Source organism: Nitrospina gracilis 3/211 (assembly GCF_000341545.2).
Taxonomy (GTDB): domain Bacteria; phylum Nitrospinota; class Nitrospinia; order Nitrospinales; family Nitrospinaceae; genus Nitrospina; species Nitrospina gracilis.
Window position 1 is genome coordinate 1,642,697 of record NZ_HG422173.1, and the last position, 18,171, is coordinate 1,660,867.

An 18,171-nucleotide genomic window follows, 5' to 3' on the forward strand; every position below is an offset into this window, starting at 1 on the left:
CCTGGTGATGGTGCTGTTCGCGAACCTGGTTGTGATCCGCCGCTGGTTTGAGAACCGGAATCTTCAATTCGGTTTGCTGATGGTCACGCTCCTGATTTGCTACCTGGCTCCCGTGGAAAACCTTTTGGCGTTGCCGCTGGGCCTGCAGTGGCTGGTGGGAAGCCTGCTGGTGGCTCTGCCCATTCTTTTTTCCAGTATTCTTTTTGCAATAGTGTTCCAGACGCGGCATGCGGCGGCCCTGGCTTTGGGGTATAATGTGCTCGGCGCCGTGCTGGGAGGTCTTATGGAATACAACGCCATGCTGCTGGGCACCAAGCCTCTTTACCTGCTTTCCATGATCATGTATCTCGGCGCTTTTTATTTTCTGCGGAAGGAAGCCACTCCCGCCTGAACGATACCGGACCGTATGCCTGCATCCCTCGAAGACGAACTCGGGGACATACTCGAAAAAGCCCGCGACGGCAAAAACTGGTCGCAAAAGGACCTCGCCGCCGCCACCGGTCTGGACCTGCAACGCATCCAGAAAATGGAGCGCTACGAGCAGGTTCCAGAGGATGCGGAAATTGACACGCTGGCGGAGGCGCTGAATCTGGATGCCGCCTGCCTCCGCGCCATCGCGCACGAGGCCTGGTCCCCAAAACCGCCACAGAATGATCCCGCTTTGGATCTCACCTGCCTCAATGTGTTCATGGGGCTGTACCCGGTAAAATGCTACCTCATCCGCTGCCCCGACACCGGTGAATCCGCGGTGGTGGACACCGGAGCCAGCCCGGACGCCCTCATTCAAAAAGCAAAAGAACTTAAGGTCAAGCCATCCAGGATTCTGCTCACTCACGCGCACCCGGATCATGCCGGAGGGCTCGAAAAGCTGGATCGAGCTTTCTCCTGCCCTTCCTATATTCAGGAAAAGGAACTCAGGCCGCGCGGCAGTCGCAACCTTCAATTTGTTAATGACGGCGACGTGTTGGAAGTGGGAAGCATGAAGGTGGAAGTCCTGTTCACCCCCGGTCATACTGCAGGCGGTGTGTCCTACAGAATTAACGACACCATTTTTTCCGGCGACTGCATCTTCGCCGGGTCGATGGGCCGTGCCAACGCCTCCTGGCCGGGCCTGTACCGCTCCATCACCGAACGCCTGCTCGTGTACCCGGACGCCACCCGCCTGCACCCCGGGCACGGTCCCGCCACCACCGTCGGAGAGGAAAAACGCCACAATCCGTTCTTTTGCGGGAAGGTGTGAGCCTTCCTGGTTGGGTCCTTTCCCTTTAGCAGGTTCCCCGGATTCCCAGAGTTTTCTTGAAAATCCGGTATGCCGCCCCCATATTGGAAGCATGGATCCCGAAAAGGTGAATTACCACTATTGCGACGATCTTCCCACCCGGTCTCTGCCCGCGGGCACACTCATACTTGTTACCGGTGCCAACGGTTACGTGGCCAAGAGGCTGGTGCCGGAGTTGCTGTACCGTGGCTACCGGGTGCGGTGCATGATGCGCAACCGCGTGCTGACGCCCCTTCTGGAGCACCCCAACCTGGAGTACGTGTATGCGGATGCGCTCGAAAAGGACAGCCTGAACGAGGCCCTGCGCGGGGTGCATACTGCGTATTACCTGATCCACAGCCTGCGCCTGGAAAAGAGGAAATTCGCACAGGCGGAAAAAGTGTCGGCGCAGAATTTCAAGGAAGCGGCTGAGGAAAACCGCATTCAAAAGATCATCTACCTGGGCGGGCTGGGCGAGGATTGCAAACAGATTTCCTGGCATCTGAAAAGCCGCATGGAAGTGGGCCAAATCCTCTCCGAAGCCAGCATGACCGTGGTGCACCTGCGTGCGGCGATCATCATCGGAACCGGAAGTGCTTCCTACGAGCTGTTAAAGTCGATGATTTTGCACATGCGCTGGATTCCCTTTCTTCCGGAATTCAACTCCCTGTGCCAGCCCATTGCCATACGCGATGTTATCAAGTACCTGGTGGGGGTACTGGAAACCAATGAAATCGAAACCGGGCAGTATCCCATTGGGGGACGCGACACCATGTCGTACCGGGAGATGGTCCTTCGCTTCGCCGGATTGTACGACCGCCGCGTCCGGTTTTTCGATGTGTCTTGGGTGCCGATCCCGGTCAATATGCTTTGCCGGATTTTTTCCCTCTACCTGCACCTGTTCATCTCGGTGCCGGTCAACATCACCTGCCTCCTGCTGGAAAGCCTGCGTACCGATGTGATCGTGACCGATGACACGATTCGCGGCATTGTGCCGTTTGAGCCGCTGGATTTCGACACCGCCGTGCGCTGGGCGTTTGAAAAGGAACAAAGCTCGCGCGTGTTTTCACACTGGAGCGACGTACCACCTGAAGACATGGCCGACCTCATGCCGCTGGCCCAGTACGAATCGGCACACTTCCTGTTCGACGAACACGAGCGAAAAATTCCTGCAGATTTGGATCAAACCTTCCAGATGGTGTGCCGCATCGGGGGGCCTTACGGCTGGTTGCACGGCAACCTGTTGTGGGAGATCCGGGGGTTCATCGATCGCCTGCTGGGAGGAGTTGGGTTGAAGCGCGGGCGGCGTGATCCGTTCGACCTTTGCGTCGGCGATTCGGTTGATTTCTGGAGGGTGGAAAAACTGGAACCCTGCAAGGAACTTCTGCTTCGGGCGGAGTTGATATCACCCGGTTATTCCTGGTTGCAGTTTTTGCTGGAACCGGCGGAATCGGGCCACACCCGCCTCATCCTCCGCGCCCATTTCATCCCCAAACCTTTCTGGGGCCACCTGTACTGGTACACGCTTTCCCGTTTCCACACTTATATTTTCCGCGGCATGCTCAATCATTTTGAACGCGAAGCCCGGTTGACCGATTCCTTCGGCCGCGCCCCGCTCGAAGATGCGAAGAACGCTGCCAGCGGGCAATTGCCCGAAAAAGAAACCTCAGTCTAAGGTTGTTGCAATCCGGTGGCTGTGCTATCCTCACCCATATAAAAGTGTGCAGGTAATTATGAAGCGGTTTGTTTTTTATACCATTATATTGGCCTTGGGTATTTCCCTGGCAGGGTGCCCCCAATCCAACTCCCAACCCCAGAAACGCATTCCGCCGCTGTTCATGATCAATGCGGTGTATGACACGGGGAAAGAACCGTCCTACCTGGTGACGGACGATTTCGATGCGGACGGTCATCTTGACCTCGTGGTGCTCAACAGCGGCGAGCACAACCTGTCTTACCTGAAGGGAAAGGGAGATGGCACCTTTCAGGAAGGCATCGTCATCAAAACCGGTGCCGATCCCATCGCCACCGCGGTTGCCGATTTCAACAACGACAGATTGAAGGACCTGGCGATCCTCAATTATCAGGATGGCACTCTCCACATCCTGCTGAACTCGGGCGGTGGCAGTTTCCGCAACACGGGCAAGATCATCAAGCCGGGGCGCATCCCGATCAACCTGACAACGGACGATTTCAACAAAGACGGGTTGCCGGACCTCATGGTTTCACTGCGCTTCCACAAGGTGGTGTACCTGCAGGGCAAGGGCAACGGCGTGTTCGAGGACCCGGTGGAGATTGCGGTGCGGGGTCAGCCGACCGGTGTGATTTCCGGCGATTACAACAAGGACGGGTTTCGGGATCTGGCGGTGGCGCTGGCGGGTTCCGGCAACACCGGTGTGCAGATTTTGTGGGGGGAGGGCAACGGCAAGTTCGATCCCAGTAAAAATTTCCGTGGCGGCGGGCAGCCGCTGACCATCGCCAACATCGACGCCAACAACGACGGCAAAATCGACCTCGTGACGTCCAGCAATTCCCTGCATGCCTTGACCATGGTCATGAATGACGGCGACAAGAAATTCCACGCTCTTCAAGATTTTGCCGCGGGTGAATTTCCGAAATTCATTGTTGCGGCGGATTTTTCCGGAGACGGCATTGAGGACCTGGCGGTCTCCAACGCCACCAACGATACGATTTCCGTCACGCTGGGGCGGGGAGATGGGACTTTCATCTATCCTCCCGTGATCCATTACGTGGATGAGTACCCGCAGGGAATGGCGGTGGGCGATTTCAACCAGGACGGGTATTTGGATCTTGCCGTATCCTGCCGGGATAAAAACCTCATCACCATCCTGCTGAAGCAGGGGAAACAACCTTCCCCCTTGCCCGGACCCACCGTGCAGAAAACTTCCGGCTGAGGGCTGGTCTGGCTCCAGGCTTTCCGGGGAAAACATCCCTGTCGAATTCGCTTCAAAAAAATTACCCAAGATTCCATGCCAAGTTGCCGGTCCGATTGAGTTTCCGGCCTGATATAATCACCTCAACATGAACGATTCCACCGAACCCAGAATTGAAGAGGAAAAACAGGGCGGCTTTTTTTCGCGGCTCAAAAACGGGCTGAGCAAAACACGCGACTCGTTTTCCAAGGGTATCGACAACATCGTGCTCGGCAAGGCCAAGGTCGGGCCGGAATTGATGGATGAAATCGAGGAGGCCCTGCTCATCGCCGATGCCGGTATGAACTCGACGAGCAGGATCCTTGGGGAGTTGAACCAAGAAGTGGCGCAAAATCACCTGCGCACGCCGGAACAGGTGCAGGCGCATCTGAAAACCATCATGGTGCGTCTGTTGAGCGAACACCAGACGCCGTGGGACCTCGCGTCGAAAAAACCGTTCGTGGTGCTGGTCATCGGCATCAACGGGTCCGGCAAAACCACCACCATCGGAAAGCTCGCGCAGAAATGGTCGAAGGAAGGCAAGAAGGTGCTGCTTGCGGCGGGCGATACGTTTCGCGCGGCGGCAATCGAGCAGTTGCAGATGTGGTCGGAGCGCTCGGGGGTTCCCTGCATCGCGCAGAAACATGGAGCCGATCCATCCGCCGTTGCGTTTGATGCGGTGCAGGCCGGCATCGCGCGCAAGTCCGATATCGTGCTCATTGACACCGCCGGGCGATTGCAGACCAACACCAACCTGATGGAAGAACTCAAGAAGGTGAAGCGCGTCATCGGCAAGGTGCAGGAAGACGCGCCGCACGAAACCATGCTGGTGCTCGACGGCAGCATCGGCCAGAACAGCATTTCGCAGGCCCGCCTGTTTCATGAAGCCCTTCAAATCGATAGCCTCATCATGACCAAGCTGGACGGCACCGCCAAGGGCGGCATTCTGTTCAACATCGTGCAGGAAATGAAACTGCCGGTGCGCTACATCGGCGTCGGCGAAAAAGCCGAAGACCTGCAGAAATTCGATCCCACCGCCTTCGTCAACGCCCTCTTCGAGCGTTGAACCCCAGCAGGAAGTTTCATATTTTCAGAAGTAAAGGTTGAACGACAGCACGCCTTCGTCGGTGTGGCCGGTGCGCCGGTATTCGAGACGCACATCCACATTCTGCGATGCGCGGTAGCGTCCCTGCGCCGTCCACTCGATGATCTCGGAGTCGTGCCCCAGCGGAAAACGTTTGTACTCGCCACCCGCAAACACGCGCCAATCACGGTTCAGCGTGAAGAACGCGCCGCCCGTGCCGCCGCCCCCCAGCCGGAAGTTGTCGTCGAAACTGCCGGAGGTCTCCGCTTCGGCCTCGAGCATGGCAAACAAAAGGAAGGGTGAGTCGTGTCCCGGCTCGTAGGTGAGGCCCACGCCGGTGGTACCGCCAAAGGCGAGGCAGTATTCGCAATCGAAATCGCGCACGCGTTCAAAGCCCAGGTTCACTCTCCAGGAGGGGCGCTTGAAGATCGGCTCGAAGGGGGTGAGGGTGATGATGTCGAGCAGTTGAAACCGTTCCACGCGCCAGCGTTGGGATTCGTGGTAGTAGCGGTACAGGCCGTCCATCATCAGGATCTGCGAATGGCGGTCGTAACCGGTCTCGTCTGCGAGAAGATCGTGCAGGGCGGGCCGGTACCCCACCTCCTGAAACAGTTCGCTGTCGTTGAGCCCGGTAGCGAGGTGGAAACGGTCGGTGCCGTGTCCTTCTTCCGGCGGCGATGAAAACCGCATCACTTCCCTGTCGCCGCGCTGGTGTTTGAGGCGTGCACGTTCCAGCAAGATTTCCTGCGGGATGCGGATGGGGGCCATCGGGTTCACCGCGCGGTCCTGCACGTAAAGGTATTCCAGGTAATCGAGATAAGCGTCCAGCACCAGCGCTTTCTGCGGGATGGTCAACGCACTGTACGGTTTTTCCTTGAGCGCCGATTTGTCGTCTGCCAGGTCGTACAATACGTTACGTTCACCGGATTCCATCTGCTCGATCTTGTGATTCATCTTGCTCAGGATGGCGGGACGGTAAAAGACGGAGTTCACCAGCCCCGGTTGCGCTACCAGTGCCTTGATGGTGTCGCCGGGAATGACCGAGAACACAAAACCGTCGGTCAGCCGCCATTCCGGGTTGGCCGTTTCCAGTACGGTGAGCATGTGGTAGGAGCAGTTTTCCTGGAAGTAATAGTAATCGAATTCGATGTTGCCCAGTTCCCACAGGTGGCGCAGAAGAAAATCCATCTGTTCCGCTGTCAGGTTCAGTTCATACTCCCACAGGTCGCGGCTTTCCCAGTTGTTGTACTCCTGCACCTTGATCGAATACGGAAACACCGTGAACGTCCCCGAAAAAAAACCGCCGACGCCCTTGATGGCATAGAGTACGGGATTGTCCGTGTCCGGGTTGGCGGCGTAGTTGACGCCGTAGTTGAGAAGTTTCTTGTAGCGTGCGCGCGAATGACTGTCGATGCGGAGCAGGGTGTGGCCGAACATCGACGACGGGTTGTTCATGTAGTAGGAGGCGAAAACGAGCGTGATGGTTTTGGGGTCGAGCCGTCCGATCCAGCGCTCCAGCCGCGAGCAGGGCTGGTCCGGCAGGCGTGAAAGATCGAAGCCCAACCGCTCGTTCAGCCACTTGTAGCGGGCCGGGAAACGGCACTGCGGATGCATGATGCCTTCCGGCACGTCAGCCGGGTTTTGGAAAAACGCGAGGAGGGTGGCGTCGAGTTCTTTTTGCGGATCGGTTTTGCCCTCAGGCGACAGAAAAAATTCCGGCGCGTCGGCCTCGCTTTCCAGATGCCCCCACCAGTTGGTGCGGTAGTGGCCGAACAGACGCCAGCGGCGTTCTTCCGCCAGGTTGAGGGACCGCGCCCGGTCGATGAGTTCCTGCGCGTACGATGGAACTTCAGACTGAGCCCGCACTGTTTCAATAGATGGGAATCCGGCGAAGGCCAGGAAAACGACGAATTGAATGATGAGTGAGAGGGAACGGTTCAAGGCGGGAAAAATAAAAAGATGCCGGCTCCGGATTGCCCGGAAGCCGGCATCTTTGTTCAAGCGGTTTGGTTTAGCCGATGATGCCGGTGCAGGCTTTGGACAGGTTGCCGTCCTTAACCAGTACGCCGTTCAGGTTCATCAGCATGTCCTTGTGCGTGGTTTCGGAGCTGGTGATGATGCTGCCGAAATTCTGCTGGGTGACGGTGCCGAAATCGGAAAAGTTCGTTTCAGTGCAACCGTACAGGGAAGCCAGGGTGTTCAGGTTGTCGCCTTCGCCCATGGCCATTTCCTTAACGAGAGTCGAGAAATTGATCGCGGCGAAAACTTCGCGCTCTTTCTCTACCTTGAAAATGCTGTCATTGCAGTTGGAAGTGCCGGTGGTGATACCAAACGTCTGGCTGCCGAATGTGCCGTTCGTGGTGGAAGCCAGAATCTGGAAAACCGGATCTTTTTGCTTGGACGCATCCTGCCAGACCAGAGAACCCAGTCCGCAACCCGCTTCGCCGTAACCGGCAGCCAGCGCATTGCCAGAGAAACACATCATCGAGAACAGGATGGAACCCATCAATAGCATTTTCTTCATGGATGATCTCCTCTTGATGTTGGAAATAGAACGCCACCAGAGCGCTGTCAGCGATCCGGTGGGCGCTGCTTGCGGAAATTGTGAAGCAATTCGTGTTGCCGACAATTTCAATAATGCGAGTCTAACACATTCACCTTACCTGTACAACAAATTGCGCCATCCCGGGCAAGTCAAAGTAGTTGAAAATATTAGTTCAATTGGGTGTATCTAAAATGAGGGTGATAAAATATTGATTTCGGCTTTGTTAAGCTTGCATGCAGTTTCACCCTGTTCAGGGAAAAATCGATCGTTACGCCAAAAAATTTCAATTCCATCCTGGAAATAAGGGTGAAGTGAGACGGGATTAAATGACCGGGAGAGTTCCGGATTCTGGAAGTTGGGAAAATGGAGGCACCGGGCGGATTCGAACCGCCGATAAGGGTTTTGCAGACCCCTGCCTTACCACTTGGCGACGGTGCCGGAATAAAAAAGAAAAGAAACCGGAGGGGGAAAAATGGAGCGGGAGAAGGGATTTGAACCCTCGACCTCAACCTTGGCAAGGTTGCACTCTACCACTGAGTTACTCCCGCATTTTTCCATTTTTTGGGGAAGTTCCCTGAAGAATTCATTATATTTTTTGAGGGCGGATTGTCAAACGCTATTTTTTCAGGAATTTGCTTTCAGTGCCGGCACGCAGGCGGGCGAGGTTTTCCTTGTGCTTGTAGATGGTGAGTCCCGCCGCCGCTCCGGCGACCGCAACGTAGGATGGAGGCGCGGAAAAGGCCCATCCCAGAACGGGGATGGTCACCGCCGCCGCCAGTGACCCCACGGACACGTAGCCGGTGATTCCCAACAACAGGGCGAACATCAGCATGCCACCCCCCGCTGCGGCGGGCATCAGGAACAGGTAGATGCCCAGCCCGGTGGCGATGCCCTTGCCGCCTTTGAATTTGAGGAACAGCGAGAACACGTGGCCGAGAAACGCCAGCAATCCCGCCCCGGCGATCTGCCAGGTGGTTCCCAGGGTCTGGGCGGCGAGCCAGCAGGCCAGGTAGCCTTTGCCGCAGTCGCCCACCAGGGTAAGGATACCCGCCTTGCGTCCCAGAGTGCGGGCCACGTTGGTGGCGCCGATGTTGCCGCTTCCCTCCTTGCGAATGTCGATGTTTTTGAGCCTGGCGATGAGCAGGCCGAACGGAATGGATCCCATTAAAAATGCGCAGGTCCAAATCACACCGGTCAGGGCGAGGTTTTCTTCGTTCATGGATGGTTAAAGGTCGGCTTGGGTAGATCCTGCAGGGTGGTTGGAATTGAGAAATCAGGTCGGGTCATGCGGCTCCTCATCAATCCAGGTGATCCTGTAACGATTCACCGGCGGAGCGCACCTTGAGCCGCATCTTGGCGCGTTTTTCAATCTGTCGCACACGTTCGCGCGACAGTCCCATGGCCTGCCCGATTTCTTCCAATGTTTTGGGGTCGCCGTCGAAACCGAAACGCATGCGGATGATTTTCTCCTCGCGCGGCGACAGGTGGTGCAGCAGATCGTCGATCTTTTTTCGCAACGTGTCCCGCATTATCTGGTCGTCGTACGGAATGTAATTCGGGTTTTCCAAAAGATCGAGGTATGGCGTCGTTTCGTTTTCCTTGAGCGGGGTGTCGAGCGACAGGTACGTGCGGTAGGCACGCATGATCGACTCGATGTCTTCCACCTTGTATCCGAGGTCTTCCGCCACCTCCAGCGTGGTTGGTTCGCGTTCGAGGTCGTTGGTGAGCTTCTTGTATTCGCGTTCGATCTTGTACAGCTTGCCCGCCTGCTTGATCGGTAGTTTCACCGTGCCGGCCTGTTCCGCCAGGGCGTGCATGATGGCCTGGCGGATCCACCACACCGCGTAGGTGATGAACTTGACGTGGCGTTCGCCGTCAAAGCGTTTCGCCGCCTGGATCAGGCCGATGTTGCCTTCCTCGATGAGGTCCTGCAGGGACAGCCCGCATCCACGGTACTTGTTGGCGACGGTGACCACGTACTTCAGGTTGCGCCGTACCAGCTCGTGCATGGCCTGAGCGTCGCCCGCCTTGATCTGACGGGACAGTTCTTCCTCTTCCTCACGGGCCAGCGGTTTGAGTTTGCTGATCTCGTTCATGTAATGAGTCAGCGCATCGGGTACTTCGCCCCGGTTGTCCTTCTTGGCGGGGCGGGCGGACCGTTTAGTCGACTTCGATGTATTCAATCCTTTTTTTGCCATGTCTTTTCGATTATATCAGGGAATTTCCCTGAGGCGAGACCGGGCTTCGCGCACATAGGGGCTGCGCGGATACGATTTCACCAATTGTGCGTAGGACTTACGTGCATTTTCAAAGTTCTGCTCAAAAAAATAAGATTCACCCAGCAGGAAGTAAGCCTCGTCGATGAAAGGCGATTCCGGGTATTTATTGATGATCGTCTGGAACCGGTTGATCGCCGACAGAAACGAACTGGTTCGGTAATAGAATCGCGCGATTTCCATCTGGTTGTCCGCCAGGCTTTTTTTGCAGTCCTGGATTTTTTGACGGGCTTTACTGGCAAATGGGCTTTCAGGATGCTCGTCGAGAACCTTTTGAAAATTCCGTATGGCATTCTCCGCTGCGGTCTGATCGCGCAGGGCCGTGTCCATCAGGCCGTAGTCACAAAGCGCGCGGTAGTACATGGCCTGCGCCGTTTTGGGGTGTGCGGGGTACAACTCGACAAAGCGTTCATAGTGAAACTTGGCCTCAAGATATTCGTCCATCAGATAATGGCTGTGCGCCAGCAGGAGCAGGCCCTCCACCCGCTCCGGACTGTCCGGAAACTCCTGCAGCAGGTTGTTGAGGGTGCGGATCACCTCCGGATAATTGTTGCCCTTGAAAATGGACTTTGCCTCTTTCAGCAGGCCCTCAGGGGTTTTCGGCGGTGGTGTGAGAGCGGCACACCCGGTTGCAGCCAAAGCCAGGATCAGCAGGGCGAGCAGGGAGCGGAAGGACGTTTTGGAGCGGTTCAGCATGATTGAATACACAGAATCTCCCTCAGGACACTCTTTATAATAGCATTGTTTTATTTAATTTTATTGCAAGAAACCAAGCTTTCCGTTTGCTCCTTGTCATGGGGCAAACGTTCATGATATAAGAGCTAAGTATTTGTCAATTCGAGACTAATGCCATGCCTCCTGCCAGAGCCACCCGTTTTCCTCAAAGCTTTCTGCCCGGTTTTCGCTCCATTCTGGCCGCTTTCACAATCAATTTTCTTTTCGCATCGAATTCCTGGGCGCAGTCGAAACCTGCAAGTACCGCGGACTGGGACGTTTTGTCTATCATCGAAAAGGGTGGATTCATGATGTACCCCATCATTTTCTGCTCCATCCTGATGGTGGGCATCGCCATAGAGCGCATGTACAACCTGCGGCGCAAGCACATCATCAACCCTGACTTTCTCAAAAAAATACGCGACCATTGGAACTGGAGGGACATTCAGCTGGGCCTCCAGTTGTGCCATGGTTACGACACCTCGCTTGCGCGTATCTTGAAAGCGGGTCTGTTGCGCTTCGGCGGCAAGGTGGATGAAATCGAACGCGCCATTGAAGGCGCGGGCCAGCACGAAGCGGCGCTTCTCACCTCCAACCTGCGCGTGCTGGGAGCGGTGGCCAACATCACGCCCATGCTGGGCCTGCTGGGCACGGTGTTTGGCATGATCAAAGCGTTCAACGTCATCTCTCAAAGCGGTACGGGCGATCCGGGCCTGGTGGCAAGCGGCATCTCGGAAGCGCTCATCACCACCGCCGCGGGCATGATGGTCGGCATTCCGGCGCTGGCGTTGTACCATTATTTCCGCGGGCGCATCGAGCGCTTCGTGTTCGAGATGGAAGAGGTGTCGTTTCAACTGGTGGAAGAGTTGTCCTTTGAAGCAATGAAAAAGAACCAGGACAAACAACGCAAGGAAGGTGAAGGCAAACCGCCCACCAAATCCCAGCCGTTCCGGGCCTGAGCGATGTATTTCAAGCGCGAGGAAGAAGAAAACTATTCGCTGGAACTCACGCCCCTCGTGGACGTGGTGTTTCTTCTTCTGATTTTTTTCATGGTGTCCACCGCGTTTGTGGACTTCCCCCGCCAGTTGCAGATCGACCTGCCCACCTCCAAAAAGTCCAGCGAACTGAAGGAACGCGAACGGCTGGAAATCGAGATGACGAGCCAGGAAGAAATTTTTTTGAACGGCAAACGCATCACCGTTAAGGAACTGGAAGCGAAGGTCGAGGCGATCGAATCTCCCGCCGGTCAGCAGGCGCTCATCCGCGCCGACAAGGCCCTGGCTTACGGCAAGGTGGTGGAAGTGATGGGCATATTGCAGGCGGCGAGGATCGCCGACATCAGCATCGCCGTCAAGTGACGGTCCCGCCTCAGGCCAAAGGACGATTTCTCTAAAATTTCAAAAACGGGTTGCCTGGAGTGGTGGTTGCCGTCACCGGGCCGGTTTTTTGGCAAACTGCGGACCGCGTGTCTGGATCCACTCGTTGAGCCAGCGTACCTCGTCCTCTTTGAGGAATTTGAGCACGTGCTCCGGTGTGGGGTGGTCTTCGTCGTTGATGACCGTGCAGTAATTCCTTTCGACATAGGCGGCGACGTGTGCCTTGTACTGGGGGAAGTTTCTGAACAATTCGCTGAAAATGTCCGCGTGGTATTCCGGATCGGGGTTGGCCGGATCGAATTTAAGTAGCTTCGGTGTCAGCGGGGTTCCAAATTTTGCGTCGACCACATCACCCATCAGTCGCTCCTCCTCATAAACGGGCTTCATAATAGGCTCCCAAACATTTGTTAGCATAATGGAACAGGTGCCCGGGAGGAAACAGAAGATTTTGAGCTGGCTGCGCTTCGCCGGGTTCCGACAAGCTCGGGTTGCGATCCCTATTGTGTAACTTATTTAAAAAAATGAGTTGAAAACGCCCGGGGGAATCACAATTTTTGCCGGGTTCCCTGCGCCTTTTAGTGCAGAAATTAACGGAAAGGGAGGGAGGATTTTTGCCGCTTTTCGAAAACGGTTTGAATGGTTCTCGATTGCGGGTACCATATCGGTTCGGTTTTTCGTGGAATTGAATGACAGGAAACACACGTATGACAGCATCTGCAAGCCCCCACCGGCCGCTGGCTGAAGCGCTGTTGGAATACATCGATGCCAGCCCGACGCCCTACCACGCCGTTGCGGAAACCGTGGCGTTGCTCAAGGCCAGCGGGTTTTCCGAATTGAAGGAAGAGGACGCCTGGAGCCCGAAGCCGGGCGCGCGTCACTATGTCGTGCGGAACGGCACCTCCATCGTGGCCTTCGTGACGGGCACGCGGCCGCCGGAGGAGACGGGATTCAAAATCGTCGGCGCGCACACGGACAGCCCCAACCTGCGCCTCAAACCCCATCCTGCCTACGAAAAAAACGGATACGGCCAGCTGGGGGTGGAGGTGTACGGCGGCGTGTTGCTGACCACGTGGACCGACCGCGACCTGTCGCTGGCCGGACGCGTCATGGTGCAACGCAGGCAGGGTCCGGCGGAACCGCGCCTCGTGAAATTCGACCGGCCTCTTTTACGCATTCCGCAGTTGGCCATCCACCTCAACCGCAACGTCAACGACCAGGGGCTGGTGCTCAACAAGCAGTCGCACCTGCCGCCCGTTTTCATGATGGCGGAAAAATCGCAGGTCACAGACAAAACGCTCAGGCAGTTGGTGTCGAAGGCGGTGAAGTGCAAGCCGGAGGAGATCCTAAGCCAGGACCTCATGCTGTTCGACACGCAACCGTCGTCGTTTGCCGGAGCCGAAGAAGAGTTTCTGTTCGCGCCGCGTCTGGATAATCTCGCGTCCTGCCACGCGGCGTTGAGGGCGCTCGTGGACGCGCCGAAAAAAGACGCATCCACGCGGCTGGTGGTGTTTTACGACAATGAGGAAGTGGGAAGCGAAACCGCGCAGGGCGGCGGCTCGCCGTTTTTGAAAGACACGCTGGAGCGGCTGGCCATGCAGTCGAAACAGCCGCGCGAGGCGTTTCTGCGCGCGGTGGCGAAGTCGCTGTTCATCTCCGCCGACATGGCGCACGCGGTGCATCCCAACTACGCCGACCAGCACGACATCCGCCACATGCCGCTTCTCAACCGTGGTCCGGTGATCAAATCCAACGCCGGCCAGCGTTACGCCACCGACGGTGAAACCGGCGCGCGCTTCGAGTTGTTGTGCAAAAAAGCGAAGGTGGCGGTGCAGAAATTCGTGATGCGGTCGGACCTCGCCTGCGGCAGTACCATCGGCCCGATCACCGCGGCGAACCTGGGCATCCGCACCGTGGACGTGGGCAATCCCATGCTCTCCATGCACTCCGTGCGCGAGATGGCGGGCGCGCATGACCACGCGGATATGGTCCGCGTCCTCAAGGAATTTTTTCGTCCGGAATGAAACCGCGCGGTGGGAATCAGCCTTCGATGCGCTTGATGGTCTCGATGATGCGGGAGGTCATGGTGCCCCAGCGTACGTTTTCGTCTTTCGTTACCTGAACGTCGTTGCCCAGAATCCAGACGGCCTTGACGCCGCGAATCTGAAACAGGGCGTTGGCGAGCGGGTGATCCTTCGCGTACTCCGGCCCGGAAAATGACAGCCCGGTGCCCGGCGGAATCAGGGTTTTGTTCAGACGAAAGGTCACCAGGTCCGGGTTGCGTGTGACTTCGGCTTTGACTTCCAGCGTCATGAGTGCCTCGTGTTGTGAGTTTTGAGTATCCAGCATGAGCGATCCTCGTGAATCAACGGTATTATTATTCGTAACCGAATTGTTTGCGGGCACCATCCAGGGTTTCCCGCGTGGCGCGGGCGGCCTGGTGCAGGCCCTGTTGCTCGAACAGGTGCACGGCTTTTTCCAGGTTTTGCAGAACCAGCAGTTTGAACTGCGGTCCATTTGAATAATTCAACAGCGCCCAGCCCAGGTTGCCGTGCGCCTCGGCATTATCCGGGACGCGGTGCACAACCAGGTTGAGGTGTTCGATGGCCTGGCCCCACTTCTCCATCAGGTTGTAGATGTTGCCCAGCCGCAGGTGCACTTCCATGTTGCCCGGCTCCAACTGCCGGGTCCGTTCAAACGCCGCGGCGGCGCGTTCGTACTGTCCCAATGCCTTGTAGGCGAGCCCCAAATTGAAAAACGGCCCGGCGGCGTCCGGGTTGATCTGGATGGCCTGGTGATACGCTTCCACCGCTTCTTCCCATTTTCCGGCCTGGCTGAGCTGGTTGCCCTGCGTCCACCAGTCGCGGGCTTCATCCGCGTGACCGGGAACGGGAACCGTCCACAACCACAGGCCTGCCAGTACAATCCAGAGGGCGTTCCGCACGGAGGTCTCCTTGTCCCAGTTTGGGTCAACCGGACGATTCTATACCAATTCCGGGAAGGTTGACAAGACGTTGCATGAAAATCCCGCACCCGTTCTGAGGCCGGGAAATACCCGGCTCCGGGGCGGACCGGATATTTCGGCTGGGGGATGGATTTCCCGCCGGATTTGGTGTTTAATGAACCTCGTTTTGCCTGGATTTAAATTGCTTTATTCATCCCGCCTGTGAGCCGTTCATGCCTGCCGATCCCTTGTTGTCCGTGGTCATTCCGTGTCTGAATGAGGAAAGTCGCCTGGCGTCCACGCTCGAGAAACTGACCGCATTTCTGAGATCCAAAGACTACCGCTGGCAGGTGCTCATCGTGGACGATGGCAGTACCGACCGCACGGCGGAGGTTCCGGCGCGCTACATGACGGCGGAGGAGTGCGTGGTGCTGAAAAACGACGGCAACCGCGGCAAGGGGTACTCCGTGCGGCGCGGCGTGCTGGAGTCGGCGGGGGAGTTTGTGCTGATCTCCGACGCGGATCTTTCCACGCCGATTCAGGAATGGGACCGCTTTCTGCCGCACCTGGAGGCGGGGTGCGATGTGGTCATCGGCTCGCGCTCGTTGCCGGACTCCAACGTGGTCAAGCGTCAGGCGTGGTACCGGCAGGGCATGGGACGCATCTTTAACCGGATCATCCGCTTTCTGGTGATCGACGATTTCGTCGATACCCAGTGCGGCTTCAAGGCCTTCCGCAAAAGTACGGGCGCGCAGTTATTCAAAAAATGCGGATCGACCATTTCTGCTTCGATGTCGAGATGCTGTTTTTGGCGAAGAAGGCGGGATTGAACGTGCTGGAGCTTCCGGTGGAGTGGCACAACTCAGACGACTCGCGTGTGCGCATTGTGCAGGACTCGTCGAAGATGCTGAAAGACGCCATCCGCATCCGCGTTAACGACCTTTTGGGACGGTACCGTTAACGCACTCCTTATTGCTTGCGGTGTGGCCGGCATCCCGTGATCCAGAACCGCCCGCCGTTTTCCTGTACGCTCACCTGGCATTCCAACGCTTCTGAAAACGCCTCACCGGTCAGGATGTCGTGTTTCTTACCCTGAGCGAAAACGCGTCCGTCCTTGAGCAGAAGCACGTGCGTGATGGCGGGCAGGATCTCCTCGATATGGTGCGTCACGTAGATGAGGTTCCTGTTGCGCACGCGGCGGGAGAGGGTCTCGAGAAACACTTCGCGCGTCGGGATGTCGAGCCCGGCACAGGGTTCGTCCAGCACCAGCAGGTCGGGGCGGTTGACCAGGGCCCGAGCGAGGAGCACCCGCCGCGCTTCGCCGTAAGACAATTGCAGGAACCGCCGGGGCGCAAGGTGACGGATGCCCAGATGATCCATTTCCGCTTCCGCCTTGCGTGTCTGCGTTTCGCGCACATCCTCCCACAAACCGATGCTGGAAAAGAATCCCGATTCCACCACCTGCAAAGCGGTCACGTTCTGATCGTACTGCCGTTGGAATTCGGCGGAAACGAAGCCGACGCGCTCGCGGATTTCGAACAGGCCGCGCCACGTTGTGCTGTTGAACCAGTGCACCTGTCCGCCGTCGATCGGAAGAATTTCGCCGAACAGCAGTTTCATGAGCGTGGTTTTGCCGCACCCGTTGTTGCCCACCACGGCCCAGTTTTCGCCTTCGTGCTGGGTCCAGTTGATTTCCTTTAACACCTCGTTGTCGCCGCGGTACACGGTGGCGTTTTCGACGCGGAGAAGGAACGGTTTCATGACGGACGCGGACCGATATCCCTGCATGAACCGTTCATCAACTCGACCACGACCTGATCGGGGTAATACTGGATGACGTTGATGGCGGCGTATTCCTGTGCGAAGCGGAACAGGTGAACGGTGGGGATGCCGAGAAGGTGGCTCAGGATGGTGCGGTTGACGCCGCCGTGGCTCATGATGGCGATGACGTCGTTTGGATGTTGCTCGATAATGGCTTTGTAGCGGGGCACGACGCGCGCCGCGAGCTCATCGAAGGTTTCGCCTTCGTCGGCGCGGAACAGCTCCGTGTTTTTGATGCGTTTTTCCATCTCGCCTGGAAACTTTTCGGTGAGTTCCTTGATCGACATGCCCTCCCATTTGCCGAAAGACAACTCGCGCAGTTCGGGGAAGGCGACGGGTTCCAGATTATGTTTTTCCGCGATGAGACGCGCGCCGGTGAAGGTGCGCGTCAGATCGCTGGAATAGACGGCTTTCAGGGGAAGCGGGTTCAGCGCTTCTGCGACTTCCTGCATCTGCTGTTCGCCCTTTTTCGACAATTCAACGTCGTAATGGCCGTTCATGCAGATGAGATGCGCGTTGGCCACCTCGCCGTGGCGGATGAGATACACGCGGCACCCCGGTTCGCCCTTGAACTTGCGGGTGCCGGGGTCCGAGGGTATGAAACTTTTTGAGGACACGGGAATGCGTTTCAATAAAAAAATGACAAGCCAGAGGCTTGTCATTTTTTATACAACAATGATTGAACGGGAAATGGGTAAAACAGGGGGCGGGGATTAATGTCCGCCGCCACCGCTACCGGAAACCCACAGGTAGTGGAATTCCAATCCCTGTACCTTCATGAGGGCTACGTTGATGAGGTAGTAGTAGCCAGCCATGAGAACGAAGGCAATCAGGAAGTGGATGATCGACTTGGGGGTGATCCACCGTTTCTTTTCTTCTTGCGTCTCTTCCATTTATCAATGCTCCAAATATACTGGTTAGAAAGTTAATCCATGGGCCGGTGTGGAGGCTTAGCGCCAAACCGAAGCGAACCAGTAGAAAAACCACAAACTGAAGATCACGGTAACGACGTAAATCCAAGGACCAGCTTTTTCTTTAATTTTTTGGATGTCCATGGGTTCCCTTTTCCCTTCTTCAACAAAGTTAAAAACCAGAACTGTATGCTAAAAACCTTGACACCTTCAACAGGCGAATGGTACTTTACGCAATCTTAATTCACCTACTTTTTGATCAAAACGACTTTCTATGTTTACCGGAAAAGACGGAAAAATCTTTAACGCGAT

The 18,171-nt window shown here is 56.6% G+C and carries 21 protein-coding genes and 2 tRNA genes; 10 read left to right on the plus strand and 13 right to left on the minus strand.

The window, feature by feature from the left end:
• From TX82_RS07750 to ftsY, 5 genes are all read left to right on the plus strand, one after another.
• Positions 1-391: hypothetical protein (locus TX82_RS07750; protein ID WP_222822989.1), on the plus strand; the 391-nt coding region annotated here is incomplete at its 5' end.
• Between the two features lie 15 nt (positions 392-406).
• Positions 407-1,240, plus strand: coding sequence for an MBL fold metallo-hydrolase (locus tag TX82_RS07755; protein WP_005009025.1), 834 nt, complete (start codon positions 407-409; stop codon positions 1,238-1,240).
• 91 nt (positions 1,241-1,331) lie between these two features.
• Complete coding sequence (locus TX82_RS07760) at positions 1,332-2,933, plus strand: SDR family oxidoreductase (protein ID WP_005009027.1); 1,602 nt, start codon at positions 1,332-1,334, stop codon at positions 2,931-2,933.
• A gap of 58 nt (positions 2,934-2,991) precedes the next feature.
• On the plus strand, positions 2,992-4,173 hold the full coding sequence (locus TX82_RS07765; protein ID WP_005009028.1) for an FG-GAP repeat domain-containing protein: 1,182 nt from the start codon (positions 2,992-2,994) through the stop codon (positions 4,171-4,173).
• A gap of 127 nt (positions 4,174-4,300) precedes the next feature.
• Complete coding sequence (gene ftsY / locus TX82_RS07770) at positions 4,301-5,257, plus strand: signal recognition particle-docking protein FtsY (protein WP_005009030.1); 957 nt, start codon at positions 4,301-4,303, stop codon at positions 5,255-5,257.
• A gap of 24 nt (positions 5,258-5,281) precedes the next feature.
• On the opposite strand, the gene TX82_RS07775 is transcribed toward ftsY, so the two are convergent.
• From TX82_RS07775 to TX82_RS07805, 7 genes are all read right to left on the minus strand, one after another.
• Entirely contained in the window at positions 5,282-7,141 is a 1,860-nt protein-coding gene (locus TX82_RS07775; protein ID WP_222822990.1) for an Lnb N-terminal periplasmic domain-containing protein, read from the minus strand.
• 145 nt (positions 7,142-7,286) lie between these two features.
• Entirely contained in the window at positions 7,287-7,799 is a 513-nt protein-coding gene (locus TX82_RS07780) for a DUF3015 family protein (protein ID WP_005009035.1), read from the minus strand.
• Positions 7,800-8,184: 385 nt separating this feature from the next.
• A tRNA-Cys gene (locus tag TX82_RS07785) sits at positions 8,185-8,258 on the minus strand.
• Positions 8,259-8,293: 35 nt separating this feature from the next.
• Positions 8,294-8,368 (minus strand) — tRNA-Gly (locus tag TX82_RS07790).
• A gap of 68 nt (positions 8,369-8,436) precedes the next feature.
• Positions 8,437-9,039 (minus strand): glycerol-3-phosphate 1-O-acyltransferase PlsY, encoded by a 603-nt coding sequence (plsY, locus tag TX82_RS07795; RefSeq protein ID WP_005009037.1) that lies wholly within the window; start codon positions 9,037-9,039, stop codon positions 8,437-8,439.
• Positions 9,040-9,118: 79 nt separating this feature from the next.
• Positions 9,119-10,018 (minus strand): sigma-70 family RNA polymerase sigma factor, encoded by a 900-nt coding sequence (locus TX82_RS07800; RefSeq protein ID WP_005009038.1) that lies wholly within the window; start codon positions 10,016-10,018, stop codon positions 9,119-9,121.
• 15 nt (positions 10,019-10,033) lie between these two features.
• Positions 10,034-10,804 (minus strand): outer membrane protein assembly factor BamD, encoded by a 771-nt coding sequence (locus TX82_RS07805; RefSeq protein ID WP_144079131.1) that lies wholly within the window; start codon positions 10,802-10,804, stop codon positions 10,034-10,036.
• Between the two features lie 287 nt (positions 10,805-11,091).
• Between TX82_RS07805 and TX82_RS07810 the strand changes: the two genes are divergently transcribed.
• Together TX82_RS07810 and TX82_RS07815 are read left to right on the plus strand one after the other, a co-directional pair.
• Entirely contained in the window at positions 11,092-11,769 is a 678-nt protein-coding gene (locus TX82_RS07810; protein WP_244875010.1) for a MotA/TolQ/ExbB proton channel family protein, read from the plus strand.
• Positions 11,770-11,772: 3 nt separating this feature from the next.
• On the plus strand, positions 11,773-12,168 hold the full coding sequence (locus TX82_RS07815; protein WP_005009044.1) for an ExbD/TolR family protein: 396 nt from the start codon (positions 11,773-11,775) through the stop codon (positions 12,166-12,168).
• A gap of 72 nt (positions 12,169-12,240) precedes the next feature.
• Here TX82_RS07815 and TX82_RS07820 read toward each other — a convergent pair whose 3' ends face one another.
• Positions 12,241-12,573, minus strand: coding sequence for a hypothetical protein (locus TX82_RS07820; RefSeq protein WP_005009046.1), 333 nt, complete (start codon positions 12,571-12,573; stop codon positions 12,241-12,243).
• A gap of 317 nt (positions 12,574-12,890) precedes the next feature.
• On the opposite strand from TX82_RS07820, the gene TX82_RS07825 reads away from it, so the two are divergent.
• Positions 12,891-14,207 (plus strand): M18 family aminopeptidase, encoded by a 1,317-nt coding sequence (locus TX82_RS07825; RefSeq protein WP_005009050.1) that lies wholly within the window; start codon positions 12,891-12,893, stop codon positions 14,205-14,207.
• A 16-nt stretch (positions 14,208-14,223) separates the two neighbouring features.
• Here the strand turns inward: TX82_RS07825 and TX82_RS16235 are convergent, their stop codons facing one another.
• Both TX82_RS16235 and TX82_RS07835 read right to left on the minus strand, forming a co-directional pair.
• A complete protein-coding gene (locus tag TX82_RS16235; RefSeq protein WP_005009052.1) occupies positions 14,224-14,532 on the minus strand; it encodes a NifU N-terminal domain-containing protein in 309 nt (102 codons plus the stop codon).
• Between the two features lie 28 nt (positions 14,533-14,560).
• Positions 14,561-15,127, minus strand: a complete 567-nt coding sequence (locus TX82_RS07835) for a tetratricopeptide repeat protein (protein WP_005009054.1) — start codon at positions 15,125-15,127, stop codon at positions 14,561-14,563.
• 233 nt (positions 15,128-15,360) lie between these two features.
• On the opposite strand from TX82_RS07835, the gene TX82_RS07840 reads away from it, so the two are divergent.
• Positions 15,361-15,957, plus strand: a complete 597-nt coding sequence (locus TX82_RS07840) for a glycosyltransferase (RefSeq protein ID WP_052338225.1) — start codon at positions 15,361-15,363, stop codon at positions 15,955-15,957.
• Complete coding sequence (locus TX82_RS16240) at positions 15,936-16,088, plus strand: hypothetical protein (protein WP_222822991.1); 153 nt, start codon at positions 15,936-15,938, stop codon at positions 16,086-16,088. Before TX82_RS07840 ends, TX82_RS16240 begins: the two co-directional genes overlap by 22 nt.
• A gap of 8 nt (positions 16,089-16,096) precedes the next feature.
• Here the strand turns inward: TX82_RS16240 and TX82_RS07845 are convergent, their stop codons facing one another.
• The 3 genes from TX82_RS07845 to TX82_RS07855 are packed head-to-tail and all read right to left on the minus strand — an operon-like array spanning position 16,097 to position 17,841.
• A complete protein-coding gene (locus TX82_RS07845) occupies positions 16,097-16,888 on the minus strand; it encodes an ABC transporter ATP-binding protein (protein WP_144079132.1) in 792 nt (263 codons plus the stop codon).
• Positions 16,885-17,610 carry a histidine phosphatase family protein gene (locus TX82_RS07850; protein WP_005009062.1) on the minus strand — a complete coding sequence of 242 codons (726 nt, stop codon included), beginning with the start codon at positions 17,608-17,610 and terminating at the stop codon, positions 16,885-16,887. The genes TX82_RS07845 and TX82_RS07850 overlap by 4 nt, the downstream gene beginning before the upstream one ends.
• 51 nt (positions 17,611-17,661) lie before the next feature.
• A complete protein-coding gene (locus TX82_RS07855; RefSeq protein ID WP_005009064.1) occupies positions 17,662-17,841 on the minus strand; it encodes a hypothetical protein in 180 nt (59 codons plus the stop codon).
• Positions 17,842-18,171: the final 330 nt, after the last annotated feature.